The sequence below is a fragment of the Halotalea alkalilenta DSM 17697 genome (assembly GCF_000621205.1).
Lineage (GTDB): Bacteria > Pseudomonadota > Gammaproteobacteria > Pseudomonadales > Halomonadaceae > Halotalea > Halotalea alkalilenta.
Genome location: NZ_KK211227.1, coordinates 287,355 through 306,325 on the forward strand (window position 1 = coordinate 287,355; position 18,971 = coordinate 306,325).

Consider the following 18,971-nt stretch of genomic DNA (forward strand, 5'->3'; position numbering starts at 1 on the left):
CTATTGGCCTTGGAAATCGGACCGGGTCAGAACAGCGCCGTGGGGTTGCGCGCGAGATCGCCCAGCGCATCGAGCGGTGTCGACCGGCCGGTCGCGCTAGCGTTCGCCCAGACATGCTCGAGCGAAGCCGGCAGCTGGCGGAGGATACCGATCAGCTTGTCGGCGTAGTCCGGATCGGTGGCATAGCCGCCGGCCTGCAGCTGACGGGCACCCTCTTCGCTGCTCGCCCCTTTGATCCCCGCGTAACGCGGGCTCTCGGTCAAAAGCCGCGCATAGTCCTCGAGCGACTGCTCGATCGAGGCATAGCTGCGAAAACGCTCTTCGCGCTTCACCATGGCGCCACCTTCGAACTCATGGGTAGTCGCCAGCGTACTCTCGCCCTGCCAACCACCCGTGGCTTTGATGCCAAACAGGTTATGGCTGCTCTCGCCGTTCCCGTCACCGGCCACCGACCGCCCCCAGCCGGTTTCGAGTGCGGCCTGGGCAAGGATCAACCGTGCCGGAATGCCGCTACGCTCGGCCACACGCAGCGCCGGCCCCGCAAGGCGATCGAGAAACGCCTGGACATGGGGCGCCACCTCGCCGAGCAATCGGTCGAGCCGGTCCTGGATGTTAGCGTCGTTCGCCTGCTGCGCCGCTTGCGTCTGCGTGCCCTGCCGTGCGCTGGCGAGTTCGGGAGGAATCCGCCAGGGTACGCCGCTCTCACCCAGCGCTGCCTGGTCGTCGAGGGAGGCGGCTGCCTCGCCGCGACGGGCGGAGAGCTGCTCGACCAGCAGATCGGCAAGCCCGATGCCCTTTCCCGCCAACGCCTGGGCGAACTGCTGATCGCGCATGGAACCCAACGTATCCAAGGCGGGGCTCTGGACCAGATCGCCCTTGGGAATCGCCTCGCGCATGCTCTTCAGCATCATGTTGAGAAACAGCGCCTCGAACTGCTGCGCCACCGGACGCAGGCCAGCGCCCTGCTCCGCGCTCTCGGCGCGGCGAATCCTGCTCAAACCGTTGACGTCGAGGGCGAAGCCCGTGGTCGAATCCAGGCTCATCAGATCACCTCCAGCTCGGCTTGCAGCGACCCCGAGGCCTTGAGCGCCTCGAGAATCGAGATCAGGTCGCCAGGTGTGGCACCAAGCATGTTCAGCGCATTGACCACATCGAGCAGGTCGGGGCTCGCATTGAGCATCTGCAGCGCACCGCCCTGCTGCTGCATGGTGATGTTGGCATTCGGTACCACCGCGGTCTGACCGCCGCCGAACGGATTGGGCTGGCTGACGATGGGCTGCGCATCGATCACGATCGAGAGGCTGCCATGCGCCACCGCGGCGCGGCGCAGCCTGACGTCGGAGTTCATCACCACCGAGCCGGTGCGTGCGTTGATCGTCACTTTCGGCGACGGTGCGGCGGATTCCATCCGGATGTTCTGCACCTGCGAGATGAACGCGACCCGCGCGGAAGGGTCGGTCGGGGCCTGCAGCATCAGCGTGCGCCCGTCGATCGCCGAAGCCACGCTGCGGCCGAAGTAGCCGTTGATCGCATTCATCGCGGTGGTGGCGGTAGTGAAGTCGGCGCGCTTGAGGTCGAGACCGACCAGCCCGTCGCTGCCGAGATCCAGCAGTACCCCGCGCTCGATCGTAGCGCCGTTGGGGATGCGCCCAGCCGAGAGCTGGTTGACGGTGATGCTGGAGCCCGCGGCCTGAGCGCCGGCACCGCCGATCACCAGATTGCCCTGGGCCAGCGCATAGACCTGGCCATCCGCGCCCTTGAGCGGGGTCATCAGCAGCGTGCCGCCGCGCAGGCTGCGCGCGGTGCCCACCGAAGAGACGGTGACGTCGATCTGCTGGCCGGGGCTCGCGAACGCGGGCAGCTGGGCGGTGACCATCGCCGCGGCGACGTTGCGCAACTGCATGTTGACCCCGGAAGGTATGGTGATGCCGAGCTCGGACATCATGTTGTTGAGGGTCTGGGCGGTGAACGGTGTCTGGGTGGTCTGGTCACCGGTATTGTCGAGACCGACCACCAGGCCATAACCGATGATGGCGTTGTCGCGCACCCCTTGGATGGTAGCGATGTCGCCGATCCGCTCGGCCGCCGCGCTGCCGGGAAGCGCGCTCGCAAGTACTGCGGACAGCGCCAGCACGAAAGGGAAAAACGAGCGAACGAATCGTACGGGCTGTGGCATGGGTCTGCTCAGAACGGTGAGATGTTGAGGAAGAAACGCTGCAGCCAACCCATGCGCTGCGCCTCGTCGATGTAGCCATCGCCGTAGTACTCCAGGCGCGCATCGGCGACCTGGCTGGACTGCACGGTGTTGGAGGAGGTGATGAAGCGCGGGTTGATCACCCCGGAGAAGCGGATGTACTCGGTGCCCTGGTTGATCCCGATCTGCTTTTCGCCACTGACCCTGAAGTTGCCGTTGGGCAGCAGTTCGAGCACCGTGGTGGTGATCGTGCCGGTGAACACGTTGTTGGCGCTCGCCCCGCCGCCGCCGGAGAAGGTGTTGGTCCCGGTGATGTCGGCATCCTGCCCGTTGAGCAGCCCGCCGGTGATCCGCGGCACGGCGGTGAGCTCGAGCCCCACGGAGCCTGTGCGATTGGCATTGGCCGCAGAGTTCCTGGTCGCGCTGACGTTCTCGTTCAGCACGATGGTGAGAATGTCGCCGACCCCACGCGGGCGGCGGTCCTCGAACAGCGGCCGGGTGTAGTTGGCCTGGTAGATCGAGCCATTGGCGATCGGCATCGGCGCCGGCTGCGGTGGCGAGCTGGTCGGGCCCTGGACCACGTTCTGTCGCGGCACGTAGGCACAGGCCCCGAGTGCAAGCGCCAGCAGCGCGATCGCCAGTCGTCGATGCATCATCCTCACAGCTGGGTCAGCCTCGCGAGCATCTGATCCGAGGTGCTCACTGCTTTGGAATTGATCTCATAGGCGCGCTGGGTCTCGATCATCGCGACCATCTCCTCGACCACGTTGACGTTCGAGGTCTCGACGTAGTTCTGGTAGAGCACGCCCGCGCCGTTGAGCCCCGGCTCGCTGTCGTTGGCCGCCCCCGAGGCTTCGGTCTCGAGATAGAGGTTGTCGCCGATGCTCTGCAGCCCGGTCGGGTTGACGAACATCGACAGCTGCAGCTGGCCGACCTGGACATTGGCGGTGGTTCCCGGCTGGGTCACGGTGACCGCGCCATCCCTCGCCACGCTGACCGACAGCGCGTTGGGCGGAATCACGATCGCGGGCTGGAGCGGATAGCCGCTGGCGGTCACCATCTGCCCGTTCTGGTCGACCTGGAACGAGCCGTCGCGGGTATAGCCAAGCGTACCGTCGGGCATCTGCACTGCGAAGAAGCCCTGGCCGTTGATCGCCAGGTCCTTCGAGTTGCCGGTCTCCTCGAGGTTGCCCTGGGTATGGATCCGCTCGGTGGCGACGGTGCGCACCCCGGTTCCGAGCTGCAGCCCCGACGGCAGGTTGGTCTGGTTGGAGGAGAGCGCGCCGGGCTGGCGCATGTTCTGGTAGAGCAGGTCCTGGAACACCGCGCGCGAGCGCTTGAAACCGTTGGTGCCGACGTTGGCCAGGTTGTTGGCGGTCACGTCGAGCTGGGTCTGCTGGGCCTCGAGCCCGGTCTTTGCGATCCACAGGGAGCGAATCATCGAATCAATCCTCGGTCGAGAGCCTGTCCGGCTCAGCCATTGCTGGGCCCGAGCAGGGCGTTGGCACGGTTGGCATTGTCATCGGCGGTGGAGATCGCCTTCATGTTCAGCTCGAAGCGGCGAGCGTTGGTGATCATCGCCATCATCGCGTCGACCGCGGAGACGTTGCTCGCCTCGAGCGCGCCGCTGACCAGCCGTACCGCCTCCGAAAGCGGTGCCGCCTGGGGCTCTCCCTCGGCGTTGGCGGCCAGGGCGAAGAGCCCATCCTCACCACGTGCGAGACTGACAGGGTCTGGGTCGACCAGCTTGATCCTGCCGACCTCGGCGATGGTCGCGGGCGGATCGCCCAACCCAAGCGCGGAGACGGTGCCGTCGGCGGCGATCTCGACCCTCGACCCGGGAGGGATGACCAGCGGGTTGCCGTCCTCGCCGTGAACCGGGCGCCCACTGCCCGTGACCAGCATGCCGAAATCATCGAGCTGCAAGCCGCCGTCGCGGGTATAGGCCTCGCTGCCGTCCTCGCGCCCCACCGCCAGCCAGCCGGCGCCATCGATGGCGACGTCGAGGCCGCGCCCGGTGGTCCTGAGTTCGCCTGCGTCTAGCTTGGTGCCCGGTGTGGTCATCACCGTCGCCACTCGGGTCGACACGCCCTCCCCGGCTTCATCGCGCACCGGCAAGGCGCGAAACGCCGACAGCTGGGCACGAAAACCAGTGGTCGACACGTTGGCCATGTTGTTACTGGCCACCGACTGCTGGGCGAGGGACTGCTTGGCGCCCGAAAGCGCGGTGTAGATCATCCGGTCCATCGAAAAGCTCCGTTAACCGCGGGATCAGCGCATGCTGATCAGGGTCTGCATGATCTGGTCCTGGGTCTGGACCGTCTGCGAGTTGGCCTGATAGTTGCGCTGCGCGATGATCATCGACACCAGCTGCTCCGACAGATCGACATTGGAACTCTCCAGGGCGCCGGCCAGCAGGCTGCCGAGCTGGCCACTGCCCACGGCACCGACCAGGGCCTGCCCGGACTCGACGGTTTCGCGCCAGGCGTTGTCGCCGGTCGATTCCAGCCCCTGGGGGTTGCGGAAATCAGCGAGCGCGACGCGCCCGAGGGTCTCGGTCTGGTTGTTCGAGTAGCGCCCGATCAGCAGGCCGTCTTCGCTGACGCTGACCCCGATCAAGTCTCCCGCGGCGTAGCCGTCCTGCTCGATGGAAGTATTGGCGAAGTCACGGGCGTACTGCGTGGTCCCGGTGAGATCGAGGGCGACCGCCATGTCGTTGGCGCCGGTGCCGGGAGCACCGATGTCCAGCGAGAGCGGCATTTCGCTGGTCAAGGCACCCGCGCCATCGAAGGTGATTTGCTGAGCGAACATGGCCTCGCCGTCCGCCCCCTCACCCAGCTGGATTTGCTCGCCATTGAGCGAGGCACTGAGCTGCCAGGCGTTGGCAGGCACGGCGGGGACGGCATCGGCGTCTTCGGCCAGTTTGGTGAAGGTCAGCTGTACGGCATGGGCGTTGCCCAGCGAATCGTAGACCGTCATGCTGCTGGTATTGCTGTCGCCGGCAGCCGCGCTGGCATCGAGGTTGTAGACCGCGCCCGCGGTGGTGGTCGCCTGGGCCGCGCTCGAGGCGTTGTCGACCTGCAGCGCGATCGGGTCGCCGCCGGCGCTGTCGCCAGCGTAGCCGGTCAACCGTCCGCCGGTGGCATTGACCAGATAGCCCTGGTTGTCGACGTTGAACTGGCCGTTGCGCGAATAGACTACTTCGTTGCCCTGTTCGAGGCGGAAGAAGCCATTGCCGTTGATCGCCAGATCCAGGGTACGGTCGGTCTGCTCGATCGAGCCCGAGCCGAAGCTCTGGGTGACACCAGCAACGCGCGTACCCATGCCCGCCATCGCTCCGGCGTACATGTCAGCGAACTCCGCGCGCGAGGATTTGAAACCCACCGTCTGCGAGTTGGCGATGTTGTTGCCGATCACATCGAGGCTGACGGATGCGGACTTGAGGCCACTGACGCCTTGAGAAAATGCCATGTGCGGACCGCCTCCCTGGCGGGTTGAGGAAACTGAGACACCGGGACGCCCTCTTACGGACGAGCCTCCCGGGCGAAGCGAACCAATCAGAGAATCTGGTAGATCTCGTCGAGCGCGGCGTCGCCCGCAGTGCCGAGATCGAGCCTCGAGGCACTACTACCGGCGGTGATCACACCGCTGACGTAGGCGTAATTGAGCGCGGTGACGGTCACCGCCTGCCCATCGCTCGACGCGCTGATCACCACCCGATAGCTGCCGGCCTCGGCCACGCCGCCGCTCGCGGTGCTGCCATCCCAGCTGAGCGAATGCACGCCACTCGACTGGGCACCCAGGTCGTAGGCCTGCACCTCCTGGCCCGCGGCATCGAGAATCGAGACCTGCACATCGCTCGCGGCGCTGTCGAGGCTGAACCCGAACGGCGGGGTGACCGCTTCGCCATCCGCCTCGCCGACCACGATCCTGTCGCCCTCGACCAGCACGCCGCGGCCGATCAGCGAGCTGGCCTGCAGCCGCTGGCTGGCGTCGATCTGGCTGGTCACCGAGCTGAGCGTTTGATTGAGCTCCTGAATCCCGCTGACCGTGTTGATCTGCGCCAGCTGCGAGGTGAGATCGGCATTGCTGGTGGGATTGAGCGGATCCTGGTTCTGCATCTGCGCGATCAGCAGGGTGAGAAACTGCGTAGAGAGCTCCGCCGCGGAGTCTGTGCCGGTCTGGCTACTGCCCGCACTGGCGTTGATGTTGGCGAGGGTGGCGTCACCGATGACCATTCAAGCAGCGCTCCTGAGACGAAGTGGAAGGGTTCGCATTGCCGCTCATCCCTGGCCGAGCGACAGGGTCATGCTGACCAGGTTCCTATGGGTATTGAGCACCTCGAGATTGGCCTGGTAGGAGCGCGAGGCGGAGATCATGTTGACCATCTCGTCGCTCGGATCGACGTTGGGCATCTCGACGTACCCCTCCTCGTCGGCGAGCGGGCTGGAGGGGTCGAACTCACGGCGCAGAGGACTCTGGTCCTCGATCACCCGTGCCACCCGCACGCCACCGACCGCGGCGCCGGGCGCCGCGTCGAGCTCGAACACCACCTGGCGAGCACGATAGGGCTGGCCATCGGGACCGGCGACGCTATCGGCGTTGGCCAGGTTGCTGGCGATCGCGTTCATTCGCTGGGACTGGGCGGTCAAGGCGGATCCGGCGATGGAGAAGATCGAAGAAAACGACATCGGAAAGCTCCTGGCGGTCACTCCGCCTGCATGACGGAGTTGAGGCCTCTGATCTTGCTGTTGAGCAGCCCGAGGGTGGACTCTATGTGCTGGCTGTTGTCGGCGAAGTTGAGCCGCTCGAAGTCCATATCGACGGTGTTGCCGTCGAGACTGGGCTGGGCCGGGATCCGATAGGCGAGATCCAGCTCGGCACCGATGCTGGAGGACGCCGCAATGTGCGCCGACGAGGTGAGTTGGAGCGAAAGGCTCCGCGCTCCCGCCTGGCTCATCGCGCTGTCCAGCGCCTGCTTGAAGTCGAAGTCCCGCGCCTTGTAGTGAGGGGTATCGGCATTGGCGATGTTCGCCGACAGCACTTCCTGGCGACGGCTGCGCAAGTCGAGCGCGCCCTGCAGGAAGGAGAAGGATTCATTGAGCCTATCGATCACGTGGCGTTCCCCCAGCGAATTCGAAACGCGGGGCGCGAAACATCGGAGCGCGCCCATGGCGATATGGAAGCAGGATAGAGCGCCGCTCGAATCGATGGTCGACGGAAAAGCCGCCCGTTTCGCAGCCATTTCCTCGCTTGGGCAAACGACCGAGCGCTTAGAATGCTACTCGAAGTGCGCAGCCCCCCGTGCCAAGTCCCAAGAGCCAGCCATGCCGCCACCGCGCTTCATCACTCCTCTCCTTCTTTGCGCCGTGCTGATGCTTTGCCCCGCCATCGCGCAGGCGGCGCAGACCCGCGCCGAGCTCGCCGCGGCGCGAACCCTGCTGGAGCAGCGGCTGGCAGGAGCGCCAGGGCGCGTCGAGATCGAGCTGCGCGCGCCGCAGGCGACGCTGCCCGAGTGCCTCGAGCCGGAGGCTTTCATTCCCGGCAACCCCAATCTCATCGGCCAGCTCACCATAGGCGTGCGCTGCGTGTCGCCTATAGGTGCGACCACTACCCGCTACCTGCGGGCAACGCTGAGACGCTTCGCTCCCTACTGGGTGGCCGACCGCGACATCGACGCTGGAGACCTGCTGAGCATGGGGGATCTGGAGCAGCGCGAAGGGGATCTCAGCCGGCTGCCGGGTCGGCTGGTCACCGACCCCGCCCAGCTGATCGGCCAGCAGACGGTACGCCGGATCAATCGTGGTACCGCCTTGTTGGAGGGGATGACCCGCGCGCCCAGCGTGATCCAGCGCAATGAGCGGGTCGAGGTACGCGCCGAGGGAAACGGCTTCACCATCCTCACCGAGGGCATCGCCCTCGAGGATGCGGCGCTCGAGCAGCGCTTGCGCGTTCGCTTGGCCTCGGGCAGCGTAGTGGATGTCACTGCGAGCGGTGCCAGCAGCGCCACGCTGTCTCGGTGAAGGGTGGCGCCAGGAACGCTCTTTAGTCCGCGATACTGTCAGGCGAAGCTAAAGTTAACTTCCCAATGGCCGATGAAGCTATTCGTGTTACAGGGACGAGGCGACGGGCAGCATGTACCGGCACGCCCATTCCAAGACAGCATTCTCAGGAGCAAAGTGCGTGAAAATCGACCCGCGTCAAGGGCTGCGGCCTTCGACGACCCCCACCGAGATCGGTGTACATCGCCCGCCGACGTCAGCCTCGGGCGCCGAGCGCAGCGAAAGCGTCACCGCCCTGCACCATGCGGGCACGGTGCAGGACGCCACCCAGGACGTCGACGTCAAACGGGTCAACGAGCTGCGCCAGCTGATCAGCGAGGGGCGGTTCGAGATCGATACCGACCGAATCGCCGATGGCCTGATCACCGATATACGCAGCTTCGTTCAAGAGTGACCGCGAAGATGGGCAACGACATCGACGCGCTCTCGGCCCTGCTCACAGCGCAGGAGGCACATCTGCGTGCGCTCAATGCGCTGCTGGAAGAGGAGCGCGCCGGACTGCCTTCGCTCTCGGCCACCCCGCTCGAGCGTCTCGAACGGCTACGAGAAGCCAAGCTGCACCAACTGGCCCTGCTCGAACGAGACGAGCAGGCACGACGGGAGCTGCTGCGCAGCCTGGGCTACCCGCACGGTGACCGCACCGATACCGACGCCTGCGTGGCACTCTTCGGCCTCGAGCCCCAGTGGCGGCGCCTGCTCGCCGAACTCGAGCGCGCGCGCCGCCTCACCGCCCAGCTCGCAGGGCTGCTCGAGGAGCTATCCGATTTCAACGCCCACCGCCTGGCCTGGGCGCAACGTCAGCAGGGCGCATCGCTCTATGATGCCCGCGGCCGCCGCTCGACGATGCCACAGCCGAATGGCGGGCAACCGAGTAAGTAGATAGGCCCAGTGGGTCCGTGCTTGGCCCGAGGCGCCTTCGCCCTCCCGGGCTCGTCGGCAGACATGCGCTGGGGCACGGCTAGGAATCGGGGCGGTACTCCACCGTCAGCGACAGCCCACCGCTCGCCGCCATGCTCGCCCTCCTCCCTCCCGCCTTTGCGGCCTGCCTCTGCAGCTCGAAGTGAAACCCCGCTCCGGCCGGCAGGCCGGCGAAAGCGGCGCTGGTGCCACTCGACGAGGGCAGCGTGATGCAGCGGCTTCGCTGGCACAGCCTGGCGAGCACTGGAATTTCCCCGTAGTCCACCCGCCAGCGCACTCGCGTGACACGCCCCGTCTCCCCGTCACCCAATACCGGGCTGCGCACGGTGGCGCCAGGTGCTCCGAGCACGGGGCCTGCGAGCTGGGTCGACCAGCTCGCCCCCGCTGCGAACGAGCCAGGAGACAGCGTCATCGACGCCGTCGCCAGGAAGATGGCACCCATCCACCCGCCGCCCCTACTGGCCACCTACGAATACCTCGACCTTGAGCGTGCGGTCGTCGGGAATCTCGGCCTGAGACATCACCACCAGCCGGTCGAGACGTCGGCGCAGGAAGCGCGACAGCAGCGGCCGAAGCGGATGCGCCACCACCATCACCGGCGCCAACCCGCGTCCCTCTTGATGATCGATCGCCGCCTGGGCCTGCGCGAGCAGCACATCGGCGAGCCCGGGCTCGAGGCCACCACCGTTGTTGAGCGCCTGCCCCAGCAGTTTCTCGAGCCCAAACTCGAGACCTATGACCTCGAGGGTGGTGGAAGCGCCGAACCACTGCTGGGTAATCGCGCGGCCCAGTGCGATGCGCACCAGGGCGTTGAGTTCGAGCGGATCGGTGGTGGTGGATGCGTGCTCGGCCAGGGCCGCAAGGATCGTGCGCATGTCGCGGATCGGCACCTCCTCGGCGAGCAGCAATTGGAGCACCCGGTTGATCACCCCGACGCCGAGCGGCTGCGGCACCACCTCGTCGACCAGCGGTTTCGCCGACTCCCCCACCCTGTCGAGCAGCTGCTGGGTCTCCTGACGGCCCAGCAGTTCACTGGCATGTCGACCGAGCAGATGGTTGAGATGGGTGGCGATCACCGTGCTGGCATCCACCACGGTGTAGCCAAGCACCTGCGCGCGATCGCGCAGCTCGGCGGAGATCCACACCGCCTCGAGGTCGAAGGCCGGCTCGCGCGTCGGCCGCCCTTCGAGCGCACCGCTGACACCGCCAGGATCGATGGCCAGGAAACTGCCCGGCCACGCCTCCCCGGTGCCGATCTCCACACCGTTCAGCGTGATCCGATAGCCCTGCGGCGCGAGGCCAAGGTCGTCGCGGATATGGACCACCGGGGGAAGGAAGCCCAAGTCCTGGGCGAACTTCTTGCGCACGCCCTTGATCCGCCCGAGGAGTTCGCCACCCTGGCTCCGATCGACCAGCGGAATCAATCTATAGCCTACCTCGAGACCCAAGGGATCGATCAGCGCGACGTCCTCCCAGCTGGCATCGAGCGCCTGGTCGCCTTCAGGATTTGCCACGGGCTCAGCCTGTTCAGGTGCCTCGGGGCGGCGCATCAGGTACCAGCCGAGACCACCCAGCATCGCGGTGAAGAACAGGAACACCAGATTGGGCATGCCGGGCACCATGCCCAGCAGCCCGAGCACGCCGGCGGAGAGCAGCAGCACCCGCGGATTGGTGAACAGCTGCCCGATCAGCTGGCTGCCAACGTCCTGCTCGGTGCGCACACGGGATACCGTCACCCCGGCGGCGGTAGAGATCACCAGTGCGGGGATCTGGGCGACCAGACCGTCGCCGATGGTCAAGAGCGTGTAGGCGTGGGCAGCGTCCGAGACCGACATGCCGTGCTGGCCGACGCCGACGATCAGCCCACCGATGATGTTGACCACCATGATCAAGATGCCGGCGATCGCATCGCCGCGAACGAACTTGCTCGCTCCGTCCATCGAGCCGAAGAAATCAGCCTCCTGGGTGATCTCAGAGCGCCGGGCGCGAGCGGTCTTCTCATCGATCAAGCCGGCATTGAGGTCGGCGTCGATCGCCATCTGCTTGCCCGGCATCGCATCGAGGATGAAACGCGCGCCGACTTCGGCGATACGTCCCGCCCCCTTGGTGATAACCATGAAGTTGATCAACACCAGGATGACGAAGACCACCAGGCCGACGGCGAAGTTGCCCCCGACGAGAAAGTCGGCGAATGCCTCGATCACCCGCCCCGCGGCATCGCTACCCTCATGGCCGTGCATCAGGATCACTCGGGTGGACGCGACGTTGAGCGAGAGCCTGAGCAATGTAGTGAACAGCAGCACCGCCGGGAAGGCAGCGAAATCGAGCGGCCGAGTGGTGAACATCGCGACCAGCAGCACCATGATCGACAGCGCGATGTTGAAGGTGAACAGCAAATCCAGCGCGACGGGAGGTAGCGGCAGCACCATCATCGCCAGGATGAGGAGGATCAGTACCGGACCGGCGAGAAGCTTGAGCGAAGCGCTGGAAGCGAAGCCGCGTTCTCTGGATAAGGTGGCGAGAGGCTTCATCGGTCAGCGCTTCCTGGCATGGGGGGATCGGGGTCGACGCTGAGCGCCGAGGGAATGGGCAGGTCGACAGGGGCCATGGGAGGCGCCTCGCCCTCGCGCGCAGCGAGCGCCAGCCGGTGCACCCAGGCCAGCACCTCAGCCACCGCGGCATAGAGCCCAGCGGGAATCTCACGCTCCAGATCGCAATGACGATAGAGCGCACGCGCCAGCGGCGGCGCCTCGAGCAGCGGCACTCGATGCTCCCCCGCCACCGCCCGGATCCTGGCCGCGATCTCATCGGCTCCCTTGGCCACCAGCCTCGGCACCGCCATGCCCGCTTCGTAGCGCAGCGCCACCGCATAGTGGCTGGGGTTGGTGATCACCACGCTGGCCTTGGGTACCTCGCTCATCATCCGCCGCCTCGCGACCGCCTGCTGCTGCTGACGAATCCGCGCCTTGAGATGGGGATCGCCCTCGTTTTCCTTATGTTCGCGGCGTATCTCATCGCGGCTCATGCGCAGCTTGCGATGATGGCTGAACAGCTGATACGGAACGTCGATCAGCACGACGATGATGAACGCGAGCAGGATCAGCACCGAGCACATCGCCACCAGCCCCAGCGCGTCCGCGATCGCCGAGCCGATCGACTGCTGCGCCAGCCCGAGCAGTGCCTGGCGTTGATAGCCGATGAACAGCCAAGCGACACAGGCGATGAGAACCGTCTTCGCCACCGCTTTGGCGAGTTCCGCGAGGGCCTGGTGGGAGAATATGCGCTTGAACCCCTTGAGCGGATTGAGCCGCTTGGGATCGGGAGAGAGCGACTTGGCCGACATCAACCAGCCGCCCAGAGCCAGCGGCGCGATGAACGCAGCGATCGCCAACGCCCCCAGGACCGGCGCCAGCGCCAACCCCACCTGGATCAGCAGCCCCCCCACGTGCCGCATGGCGAGGGAGGGGTCGAAGACCAGCGCATGATCGAAGCGCAATCCCTCAGTGACGGCCATGCCCATGCGATCGAACATCCACGGAGCGAGAAACCACATCGAAGCGACGCCGGTGACCAGCACCGTGAAAGTGGAAAGCTCGCGGGAACGGGCGATCTGGCCATCCTCGCGCGCCTTGTCGAGCCGCCTTGGAGTGGCCTGTTCGGTCTTTTCCTGATCGTTCTCTTCCGCCATCGAATGCTGCCGCTTCGCGCAGCGCCGCGCGCGCCGCCTCTTTTCGATCCTGCGATCATAGAAGCAGCGAAAGCACACGCATTGGCCGAACAAAACATCCAACGATGGGCTATTCGAGCGATAGGGCCCCACACGGACCCGAGAAGGGAGAATCCCACCCATTCGCCCCGAGGGCGAAGAACCAGCATCGAAGGACCGAGCGGCAGCGCCGAGGCCGTGGTTCGACTCGAGATGTTTCCGAGCACCCTGAGCGAGCGCAGCGAGCCGAAGGGTCCTCGCCGGCTACCCGAGCATCCTGAGTAAGCGAAGCGCATCGAAGGACACGAACGGATTAGTCCCCACCCGTTCGTCCCGAGCGGCGTTCCTGCGCGCCAAGGCATCGGTTCAATGCGAGACTTGGGAACGCCAGTCGAGGGATCGAGCAGCGGCGCCGAGGCCGTGGTTCGACTCGAGATGTTTCCGAGCACCCTGAGCGAGCGCAGCGAGCCGAAGGGTCCTCGCCGGCTCACCACGAATGGTTGATAAGTCCGTTCGTCCCGAGCGGCGTTCCTACGCGCCAAGGCATCGGTTCAATGCGAGACTTGGGAACGCCAGTCGAGGGATCGAGCGGCGGCGCCAAGGCCGTGGTTCGACTCGAGATGTTTCCGAGCACCCTGAGCGAGCGCAGCGAGCCGAAGGGTCCTCGCCGGCTATCCGGGCATCTCCAACAAGAAGCACGGCGAGAGACACTGACGATCAGGGTTTCAGAAGCCGAGGCTGTCCAGCAGGTCGTCGACCTGACTCTGGTTGCTGGCGACGTCGTCCCTGCGCGCGGGGTTGATCTGCGGGCCCTCGAGGTCTTCCTCCTTCGGGCTCGGCTTGGCGACTCCATTGCGTTCGGGCATGTAGTCGAGCAGCACCTGGATCAGCTCGCTCTCGAGCGTTCGCATGCTCTCCACCATCCGCATGACCATCTGGCCGCTGAGATCCTGGAACTCCTGGGCCATGACCACTTCGAGCAGCCGCTTGCTGGTCGCGTCGGTATCCGCTGGCACATTGCCGAGATAGCGACGTGTGTCGCTGACCAGGCGTTTGGCCTGCTCGCTGTCCAGCGGCGCGTCGAACCACTGCTGCCAGCGCTGGTCGAGCAATTTGGCCTGTTCACCGAGACGGTCCTGCAGCGGCTGCGCGGCTTCGATCGCGTTGAGCGAGCGGTTGGCGGCGTTCTCCATGGCGCTCGAGATGTAGTGGAGCCGATCGCAAACGTCGGGAATCGCTTCGGCGGCATGCTCGACGTGCTGATCGAGCCCGAGCCCCTTGAGACTCTCATGCAGTGAACGTGCGAGCCGCCCGATCCGATCGAGAAGCTCCTCCTCGTCTACGTCACTCTGTTGTTGCGCGCCACGACGCTTGGCGCCCTTGTCAGCCCTAGTGCTCATCGCATCCTCCTGCGCGTGTCCCTTCCAGCCGGCTCTACCACACCCGCGTCATTTTTCGAGCTTGGCGAATATCTTGTTGAGCTTTTCCTCGAGCGTGCCCGCGGTGAAGGGCTTCACCACATAGCCGTTGGCGCCCGCCTGCGCTGCGGCGATGATGTTCTCCTTGCGCGCCTCGGCGGTCACCATCAGCACGGGCAGGGAGGAGAGCGCAGGGTCGGCGCGGATCTGCTTGAGCATCTCCAGGCCGTCGAGGTTGGGCATGTTCCAGTCCGAAACGACGAAGTCGAAGCCTCCCGCGCGCAGACGCTCGAGCGCCTGCTGCCCATCCTCGGCTTCTTCGACGTTCTGGTAGCCGAGCTCCTTGAGTAGGTTGCGCACGATGCGCCGCATAGTGGGGAAATCATCCACTACCAGGAAATTGATTTGCTTGTCGGCCATGGGTGTCTCCTTACCGCAGCCAGATGAAGGTCAAACCGGTATTCAATGTCGCCGTACCGCCCGCCGGTTCGGGCGCTGGCCTAACCAATCAGTCGAGTCCGCCGCGCTCGGGTGGCTCGAGCAGGGCGCCGGCGATCGACCCCAGCGGCAGCACGCGGGCGATCGCGCCGCATGCCGCGGCTTCCCGCGGCATGCCGTAGACCACCGAGCTCGCCTCGTCCTGGCCGATCGTCATCGCTCCTTTTCGACGCAGCGCGAGCATCTCGCGCGCGCCATCGCGCCCCATACCGGTCAAGATCACCGCGCACAGGCTGGGGCCTGCGAAACGCTTGAGCGACTCGAACATCGAGTCGACCGAGGGTCGATGCCGATTCACCGGCTCGCCGTCGTCGAGCCCCAGGTGCCAGTGATCCGCCGTGCCGAGCACGCGCAGATGATGGCTGCCCGGCGCGATGTAGGCGGTTCCAGGCCGCAGCGCCTCCCCATGCTCCGCCTCCTTGACGTGGAGTCGACAGAGCCGGTCGAGCCGCTCGGCGAACGAGTGGGTGAATCCAGCGGGCATGTGCTGGGTGATCACGATCGGCGGCATATCGGCCGGCAGCGGTTCGAGCACTTGCCGGATCGCCTCGGTACCGCCGGTGGAGGCGCCGATCGCGATCAGCCGGAAGCCGGCGCCCGCACGTCGCGTCAGCATCGGGCTCGCCTGCCCGCCCACGTGCAGACGGCGCGGTTTGGACTGCGCCGCTGCGCGCAGCTTGTCCGCCACCCGTTGGGCGTAGTGCTCCATGCCCTCGCCGCGCGAGCTGCCGGGCTTGGCGACGAAGTCGACCGCTCCCAGCTCGAGGGCGCGCAGCGTGATCTCCGATCCCCGCTGGGTCAGCGTCGAAACCATTACGACCGGCATCGGCCGCAGCCGCATCAAACGCTCGAGGAAGTCGAGCCCGTCCATGTGCGGCATCTCGACGTCGAGAGTGATCACATCCGGTGCATGACGCTTGATCAGATCCCGCGCGACCAGCGGATCAGGCGCTGTCGCGACCATCTCCATATCCGGCTCGGCATTGACCATATCGGTCAGCAGGCGCCGCATCAGCGCCGAGTCATCCACCGCCAGCACGCGGATTTTCCGCCCGTCCTGCAGCCCCACCCCTTCGCCATTCATGGCGCCTCTCCCTTATCCACCCGGCTCGATCAAACCGGTGACGGTAACCTGATCAATCTTTCCTTCACGTACGCCCAAGCGCCGTACCCTCACCCGCCCGGATTCGGTATCGAACAGCACCCTGCGTGCCTGCCGGCCTTCCAGATCGCTCGCGACCAGCCGCAGACCATGGGCCGCGACGAACGCCTCCGCGCAGCGGGCATTCAACTCGCCTACCCTCAACACCGACTGCGCGACGCCGGTCAACCCCGAAGCGCCCCCGAACAGCTTGGCTTCGAGCCGATCGGGCCGGGCCCCGGCGCGTACCATCGTCGCGATCAGCACCGCACAGGAGGTATTGCCGTAGCGCATGCCGTGGGCGCGCTTCACCGCCAACGGTGCATCGCCCGGAAGCAGGAAATGGTTCATCGCCGCCACCTTGGTCACCGGGTCGAACAGGCACAGCGCAACGCATGAACCCAGTACGGTGCACAGCGGCTCACCAGCGACGCTGACGTAGTACTCACCGGGCAGCAGCTTGACCGCGGCCGCATTGACCAGCGGCTCGTAGTAGCGATGTGTGGCCCGCCATCCGTCGAGCTCGACGCCTTCGATCGCCCCGGATAGTCGTCTCAAGGCGCCACTCGCTGGTAGATCGTGTTGCGGGTCAGGCGCAGCGCCTGGGTCTGGCGGCTGAAATTCTCCGAATGACCGGCGAAGAACAGACCGCCCGGCACCAGCCGCTGGGCGAAACGCTCGAGCAGCCGGGTCTGCGCTTCCCGATCGAAATAGATCATGATGTTGCGGCAGAAGATCGCATCGAACCCTTCGTCGATCCCCCACTGCGGATCCATCAGATTGAGCCTTCGGTACTCGATCATGCCCAGCAGCTCGGGGCGTGCCTTGGCCCAGCCGGAACGCTCGCCGGTGCCGCGCAGGAAGAAGCGCCTCAGCCGCGCCTCGCCCATCGCCTGCGCTGCGGCAAGCGGGTAGACCCCTGCCCTGGCGCGCTCCAGCGCCTGGGTATCGATGTCGGTCGCCAGCAGGCGCGAGCGAGCGGCCGACTCACCGAGCGTCTCGCACAGCGTCATCGCAATCGACAGCGGCTCCTCCCCGGTCGAGCTGGCGCAGCACCAGATACGCGGGGGCCGCCCCAAGCCACGCACATGGTCGGCCAGCAAGGGAAAGTGGGCCGGCTCGCGAAAGAAGGCGGTCAGATTGGTGGTCAACGCGTTGACGAAGTATTCCCACTCCTCGGCGTCGGCGCGCTCGAGCAATGCCAAGTAACTGTCGAAGCGCGCAAGCCCCAGCGCCCTCAACCGCTTGGCGAGCCGCGAGTAGGCCATCTCGCGCTTGTGCTCGGCCAGGGAGATACCCGCCCGGCGCCGGATGTAGTCACGGATGCGCTGGAAGTCCTCATCGCTCATCACCAGATCCCGGCTCACGGGTTCCGTCGTCCCTACTCCCCGCGCCTGCATGCTCAATGGACCATGTCGGTGGTTGCGACCGCGCCGGTACGCGCGCCAAAGCCGCGGGCGGAGCGACGCTCTTTCTGTCTGGTGCCAGCGCGGAAGCCAGCGATCGTGGCGTCGAGCGCATCGGCCTCGGACTTGAGCTCGCGCCCGGAGATGCCCAGGCTCTCCACCAGTGCGACGTTCTGCTGTACCGCACTGTCGACGCTTCGCATCGCATCGCTGACCTGAGCGATGCCCTCGCTCTGCTCCTTCGAAACGGAGGAGATCTCGGCGATGATCTGGTTGACCCGCTGGGTCGAATCGACGATCGCGCTCATGGTCTCCCCCGCTGCGGCAGCCTCCTGGCTACCACCATCGATCTTGGTGCGGGTGTCCTCGACCAGCGAGGCGACACGGCGCGCGGCATCGGCGCTTTTGTTCGCCAGCGCCCGAACCTCACCGGCCACCACCGCGAAACCCCGGCCTTGCTCGCCAGCGCGTGCAGCCTCGACTGAAGCATTGAGCGCGAGCAGATTGGTCTGAAAGGCGATCGAGTCGATCATCCCGACGATCTCGCTGATCTGGCGAGAAGACGCACGCACTTCGTCCATCGTCGTCACCATCCGCGCGATGTCCCGACCGCCGCGTTCGACCGTGGTACTCGCCTGCTCGACCAGGGCATGCGCCTGGCGGGCACGCTCGGCATTCAGCTCCACCGCCTCGGTGAGACGATCGAGACTGGCGCTGGTCTGGCGCATCGATACCAGCTCCTCCTGGGTCCGATGCTCCAGCTCCCGACTGCCCGTGCTGACGGTCTCGCAGCGCCCGTGCAGGGTCGAAGAAGCGCTATGAACCCCTTCCAGCAGGTTGAGCTGGCTTTTGGCCTGTAGCGCCTGGGCGGCGAACAGCCGCCCCAGCTCGTCATCGCCGCGGCTGCCGAACTCGACCAGCAGATCCCCCGCGGCGAGCCGGATGGACATCTCCCGCAGTTGGCGCAGCCCGGACAATACACGTCGCTCCACCCGCCAAACGGCGTAAGCGACCAGCGCGATCGCCGCGCACAGGGCTGCTAAGACGGCCAAGGAGGGGCGCTCCTGCAGGGAGACGACGCCCAGCAGCGCAAGCAACAGCAGCATGGCGCCAGCCAACGGCAGCGTCAGCGATTTGCTCAGGCTGGGCCTGCGCCAGCGCATCAGCCAACCGAGCACGCCCGGGCGGGTGAAGCCACCATCGCGCACCTTGAGGCGCGCACCGCGCTGGATCGCCGCATAGCCGCGCGCGGCCTGGGATATCTCCTCGATGCTCGGTTTGACGCGAATGGAGGCATAGCCAATGCACCGGCCCGCCTCGAACACCGGGCTCACATAGGCGCGAACCCAGTAGAAACCGCCGTTCTTGCGCCGGTTCTTGACCAGCCCCACCCAGGTGCGCCCGGCGCGCAGCGTACGCCAGAAATCAGCGAAAGCGATTCTCGGCATGTCCGGATGGCGAACGATGTTGTGCGGTGCACCGTAGAGCTCATCGATCGAGTAGCCGCTGGCCTCGACGAACGCTTTGTTGGCATAGACGATGGTGCTGTCCAGATCGGTTCTGGAGTAGAGATACTGGCTTTCGCCAAGCACGTACTCGCGGCCGTCGGTAGCCTGATGCAGCGCCAT

General features: G+C 66.0%; 21 protein-coding genes. 3 read left to right on the plus strand and 18 right to left on the minus strand.

The features are described 5' to 3' along the window. Positions 1 to 26 precede the first annotated feature (26 nt). From flgJ to flgB, 9 genes are all read right to left on the minus strand, one after another. Positions 27 to 1,043 (minus strand): flagellar assembly peptidoglycan hydrolase FlgJ, encoded by a 1,017-nt coding sequence (flgJ, locus tag Q376_RS22505; RefSeq protein ID WP_052365201.1) that lies wholly within the window; start codon positions 1,041 to 1,043, stop codon positions 27 to 29. After that, entirely contained in the window at positions 1,043 to 2,176 is a 1,134-nt protein-coding gene (locus Q376_RS0112515; RefSeq protein WP_027350597.1) for a flagellar basal body P-ring protein FlgI, read from the minus strand. The genes flgJ and Q376_RS0112515 overlap by 1 nt, the downstream gene beginning before the upstream one ends. 8 nt (positions 2,177 to 2,184) lie before the next feature. Next, positions 2,185 to 2,847: a flagellar basal body L-ring protein FlgH gene (locus tag Q376_RS0112520; protein WP_027350598.1), complete on the minus strand. Its 663-nt coding sequence runs from the start codon at positions 2,845 to 2,847 to the stop codon at positions 2,185 to 2,187. A gap of 5 nt (positions 2,848 to 2,852) precedes the next feature. Then, complete coding sequence (flgG, locus tag Q376_RS0112525; RefSeq protein WP_027350599.1) at positions 2,853 to 3,635, minus strand: flagellar basal-body rod protein FlgG; 783 nt, start codon at positions 3,633 to 3,635, stop codon at positions 2,853 to 2,855. A gap of 32 nt (positions 3,636 to 3,667) precedes the next feature. Beyond that, positions 3,668 to 4,441 carry a flagellar basal body rod protein FlgF gene (locus Q376_RS0112530; RefSeq protein WP_027350600.1) on the minus strand — a complete coding sequence of 258 codons (774 nt, stop codon included), beginning with the start codon at positions 4,439 to 4,441 and terminating at the stop codon, positions 3,668 to 3,670. 24 nt (positions 4,442 to 4,465) lie between these two features. Beyond that, positions 4,466 to 5,665: a flagellar hook protein FlgE gene (gene flgE / locus Q376_RS0112535; protein ID WP_027350601.1), complete on the minus strand. Its 1,200-nt coding sequence runs from the start codon at positions 5,663 to 5,665 to the stop codon at positions 4,466 to 4,468. An 86-nt stretch (positions 5,666 to 5,751) separates the two neighbouring features. Then, positions 5,752 to 6,432 carry a flagellar hook assembly protein FlgD gene (locus Q376_RS0112540; RefSeq protein ID WP_027350602.1) on the minus strand — a complete coding sequence of 227 codons (681 nt, stop codon included), beginning with the start codon at positions 6,430 to 6,432 and terminating at the stop codon, positions 5,752 to 5,754. Positions 6,433 to 6,477: 45 nt separating this feature from the next. Then, positions 6,478 to 6,885: a flagellar basal body rod protein FlgC gene (gene flgC / locus Q376_RS0112545; protein ID WP_027350603.1), complete on the minus strand. Its 408-nt coding sequence runs from the start codon at positions 6,883 to 6,885 to the stop codon at positions 6,478 to 6,480. Positions 6,886 to 6,902: 17 nt separating this feature from the next. Beyond that, the gene (gene flgB, locus Q376_RS0112550; RefSeq protein WP_027350604.1) at positions 6,903 to 7,310 is read right to left on the minus strand and encodes a flagellar basal body rod protein FlgB; all 408 of its coding nucleotides are present in this window, start codon (positions 7,308 to 7,310) and stop codon (positions 6,903 to 6,905) included. A gap of 211 nt (positions 7,311 to 7,521) precedes the next feature. On the opposite strand from flgB, the gene flgA reads away from it, so the two are divergent. The 3 genes from flgA (at position 7,522) to flgN (ending at position 9,135) form a co-directional block, all read left to right on the plus strand. Further along, the gene (gene flgA, locus Q376_RS0112555; RefSeq protein WP_027350605.1) at positions 7,522 to 8,217 is read left to right on the plus strand and encodes a flagellar basal body P-ring formation chaperone FlgA; all 696 of its coding nucleotides are present in this window, start codon (positions 7,522 to 7,524) and stop codon (positions 8,215 to 8,217) included. A gap of 160 nt (positions 8,218 to 8,377) precedes the next feature. Then, complete coding sequence (gene flgM / locus Q376_RS0112560; RefSeq protein WP_027350606.1) at positions 8,378 to 8,650, plus strand: flagellar biosynthesis anti-sigma factor FlgM; 273 nt, start codon at positions 8,378 to 8,380, stop codon at positions 8,648 to 8,650. 8 nt (positions 8,651 to 8,658) lie between these two features. Further along, complete coding sequence (gene flgN, locus Q376_RS0112565) at positions 8,659 to 9,135, plus strand: flagellar export chaperone FlgN (RefSeq protein ID WP_027350607.1); 477 nt, start codon at positions 8,659 to 8,661, stop codon at positions 9,133 to 9,135. Positions 9,136 to 9,214: 79 nt separating this feature from the next. Here flgN and Q376_RS0112570 read toward each other — a convergent pair whose 3' ends face one another. The 9 genes from Q376_RS0112570 to Q376_RS22525 all read right to left on the minus strand — a co-directional run bounded on the left by Q376_RS0112570 (position 9,215) and on the right by Q376_RS22525 (position 18,971). Further along, positions 9,215 to 9,616, minus strand: coding sequence for a flagellar protein FlhE (locus Q376_RS0112570; protein ID WP_027350608.1), 402 nt, complete (start codon positions 9,614 to 9,616; stop codon positions 9,215 to 9,217). A 13-nt stretch (positions 9,617 to 9,629) separates the two neighbouring features. Next, positions 9,630 to 11,705, minus strand: coding sequence for a flagellar biosynthesis protein FlhA (gene flhA, locus Q376_RS0112575; protein ID WP_027350609.1), 2,076 nt, complete (start codon positions 11,703 to 11,705; stop codon positions 9,630 to 9,632). After that, positions 11,702 to 12,862 carry a flagellar biosynthesis protein FlhB gene (gene flhB, locus Q376_RS0112580; protein WP_027350610.1) on the minus strand — a complete coding sequence of 387 codons (1,161 nt, stop codon included), beginning with the start codon at positions 12,860 to 12,862 and terminating at the stop codon, positions 11,702 to 11,704. The genes flhA and flhB overlap by 4 nt, the downstream gene beginning before the upstream one ends. Before the next feature lie 743 nt (positions 12,863 to 13,605). Next, positions 13,606 to 14,280 carry a protein phosphatase CheZ gene (gene cheZ, locus Q376_RS22510; protein ID WP_052365203.1) on the minus strand — a complete coding sequence of 225 codons (675 nt, stop codon included), beginning with the start codon at positions 14,278 to 14,280 and terminating at the stop codon, positions 13,606 to 13,608. A 48-nt stretch (positions 14,281 to 14,328) separates the two neighbouring features. Next, on the minus strand, positions 14,329 to 14,718 hold the full coding sequence (cheY, locus tag Q376_RS0112590; RefSeq protein WP_027350611.1) for a chemotaxis response regulator CheY: 390 nt from the start codon (positions 14,716 to 14,718) through the stop codon (positions 14,329 to 14,331). Positions 14,719 to 14,806: 88 nt separating this feature from the next. Then, entirely contained in the window at positions 14,807 to 15,880 is a 1,074-nt protein-coding gene (locus Q376_RS0112595) for a protein-glutamate methylesterase/protein-glutamine glutaminase (RefSeq protein ID WP_052365204.1), read from the minus strand. A gap of 12 nt (positions 15,881 to 15,892) precedes the next feature. Then, on the minus strand, positions 15,893 to 16,495 hold the full coding sequence (locus Q376_RS22515; RefSeq protein WP_052365205.1) for a chemotaxis protein CheD: 603 nt from the start codon (positions 16,493 to 16,495) through the stop codon (positions 15,893 to 15,895). Continuing rightward, positions 16,492 to 17,286, minus strand: a complete 795-nt coding sequence (locus Q376_RS22520; protein WP_245598946.1) for a CheR family methyltransferase — start codon at positions 17,284 to 17,286, stop codon at positions 16,492 to 16,494. Before Q376_RS22520 ends, Q376_RS22515 begins: the two co-directional genes overlap by 4 nt. Positions 17,287 to 17,339: 53 nt before the next feature. After that, positions 17,340 to 18,971 carry a methyl-accepting chemotaxis protein gene (locus Q376_RS22525; protein ID WP_052365207.1) on the minus strand — a complete coding sequence of 544 codons (1,632 nt, stop codon included), beginning with the start codon at positions 18,969 to 18,971 and terminating at the stop codon, positions 17,340 to 17,342.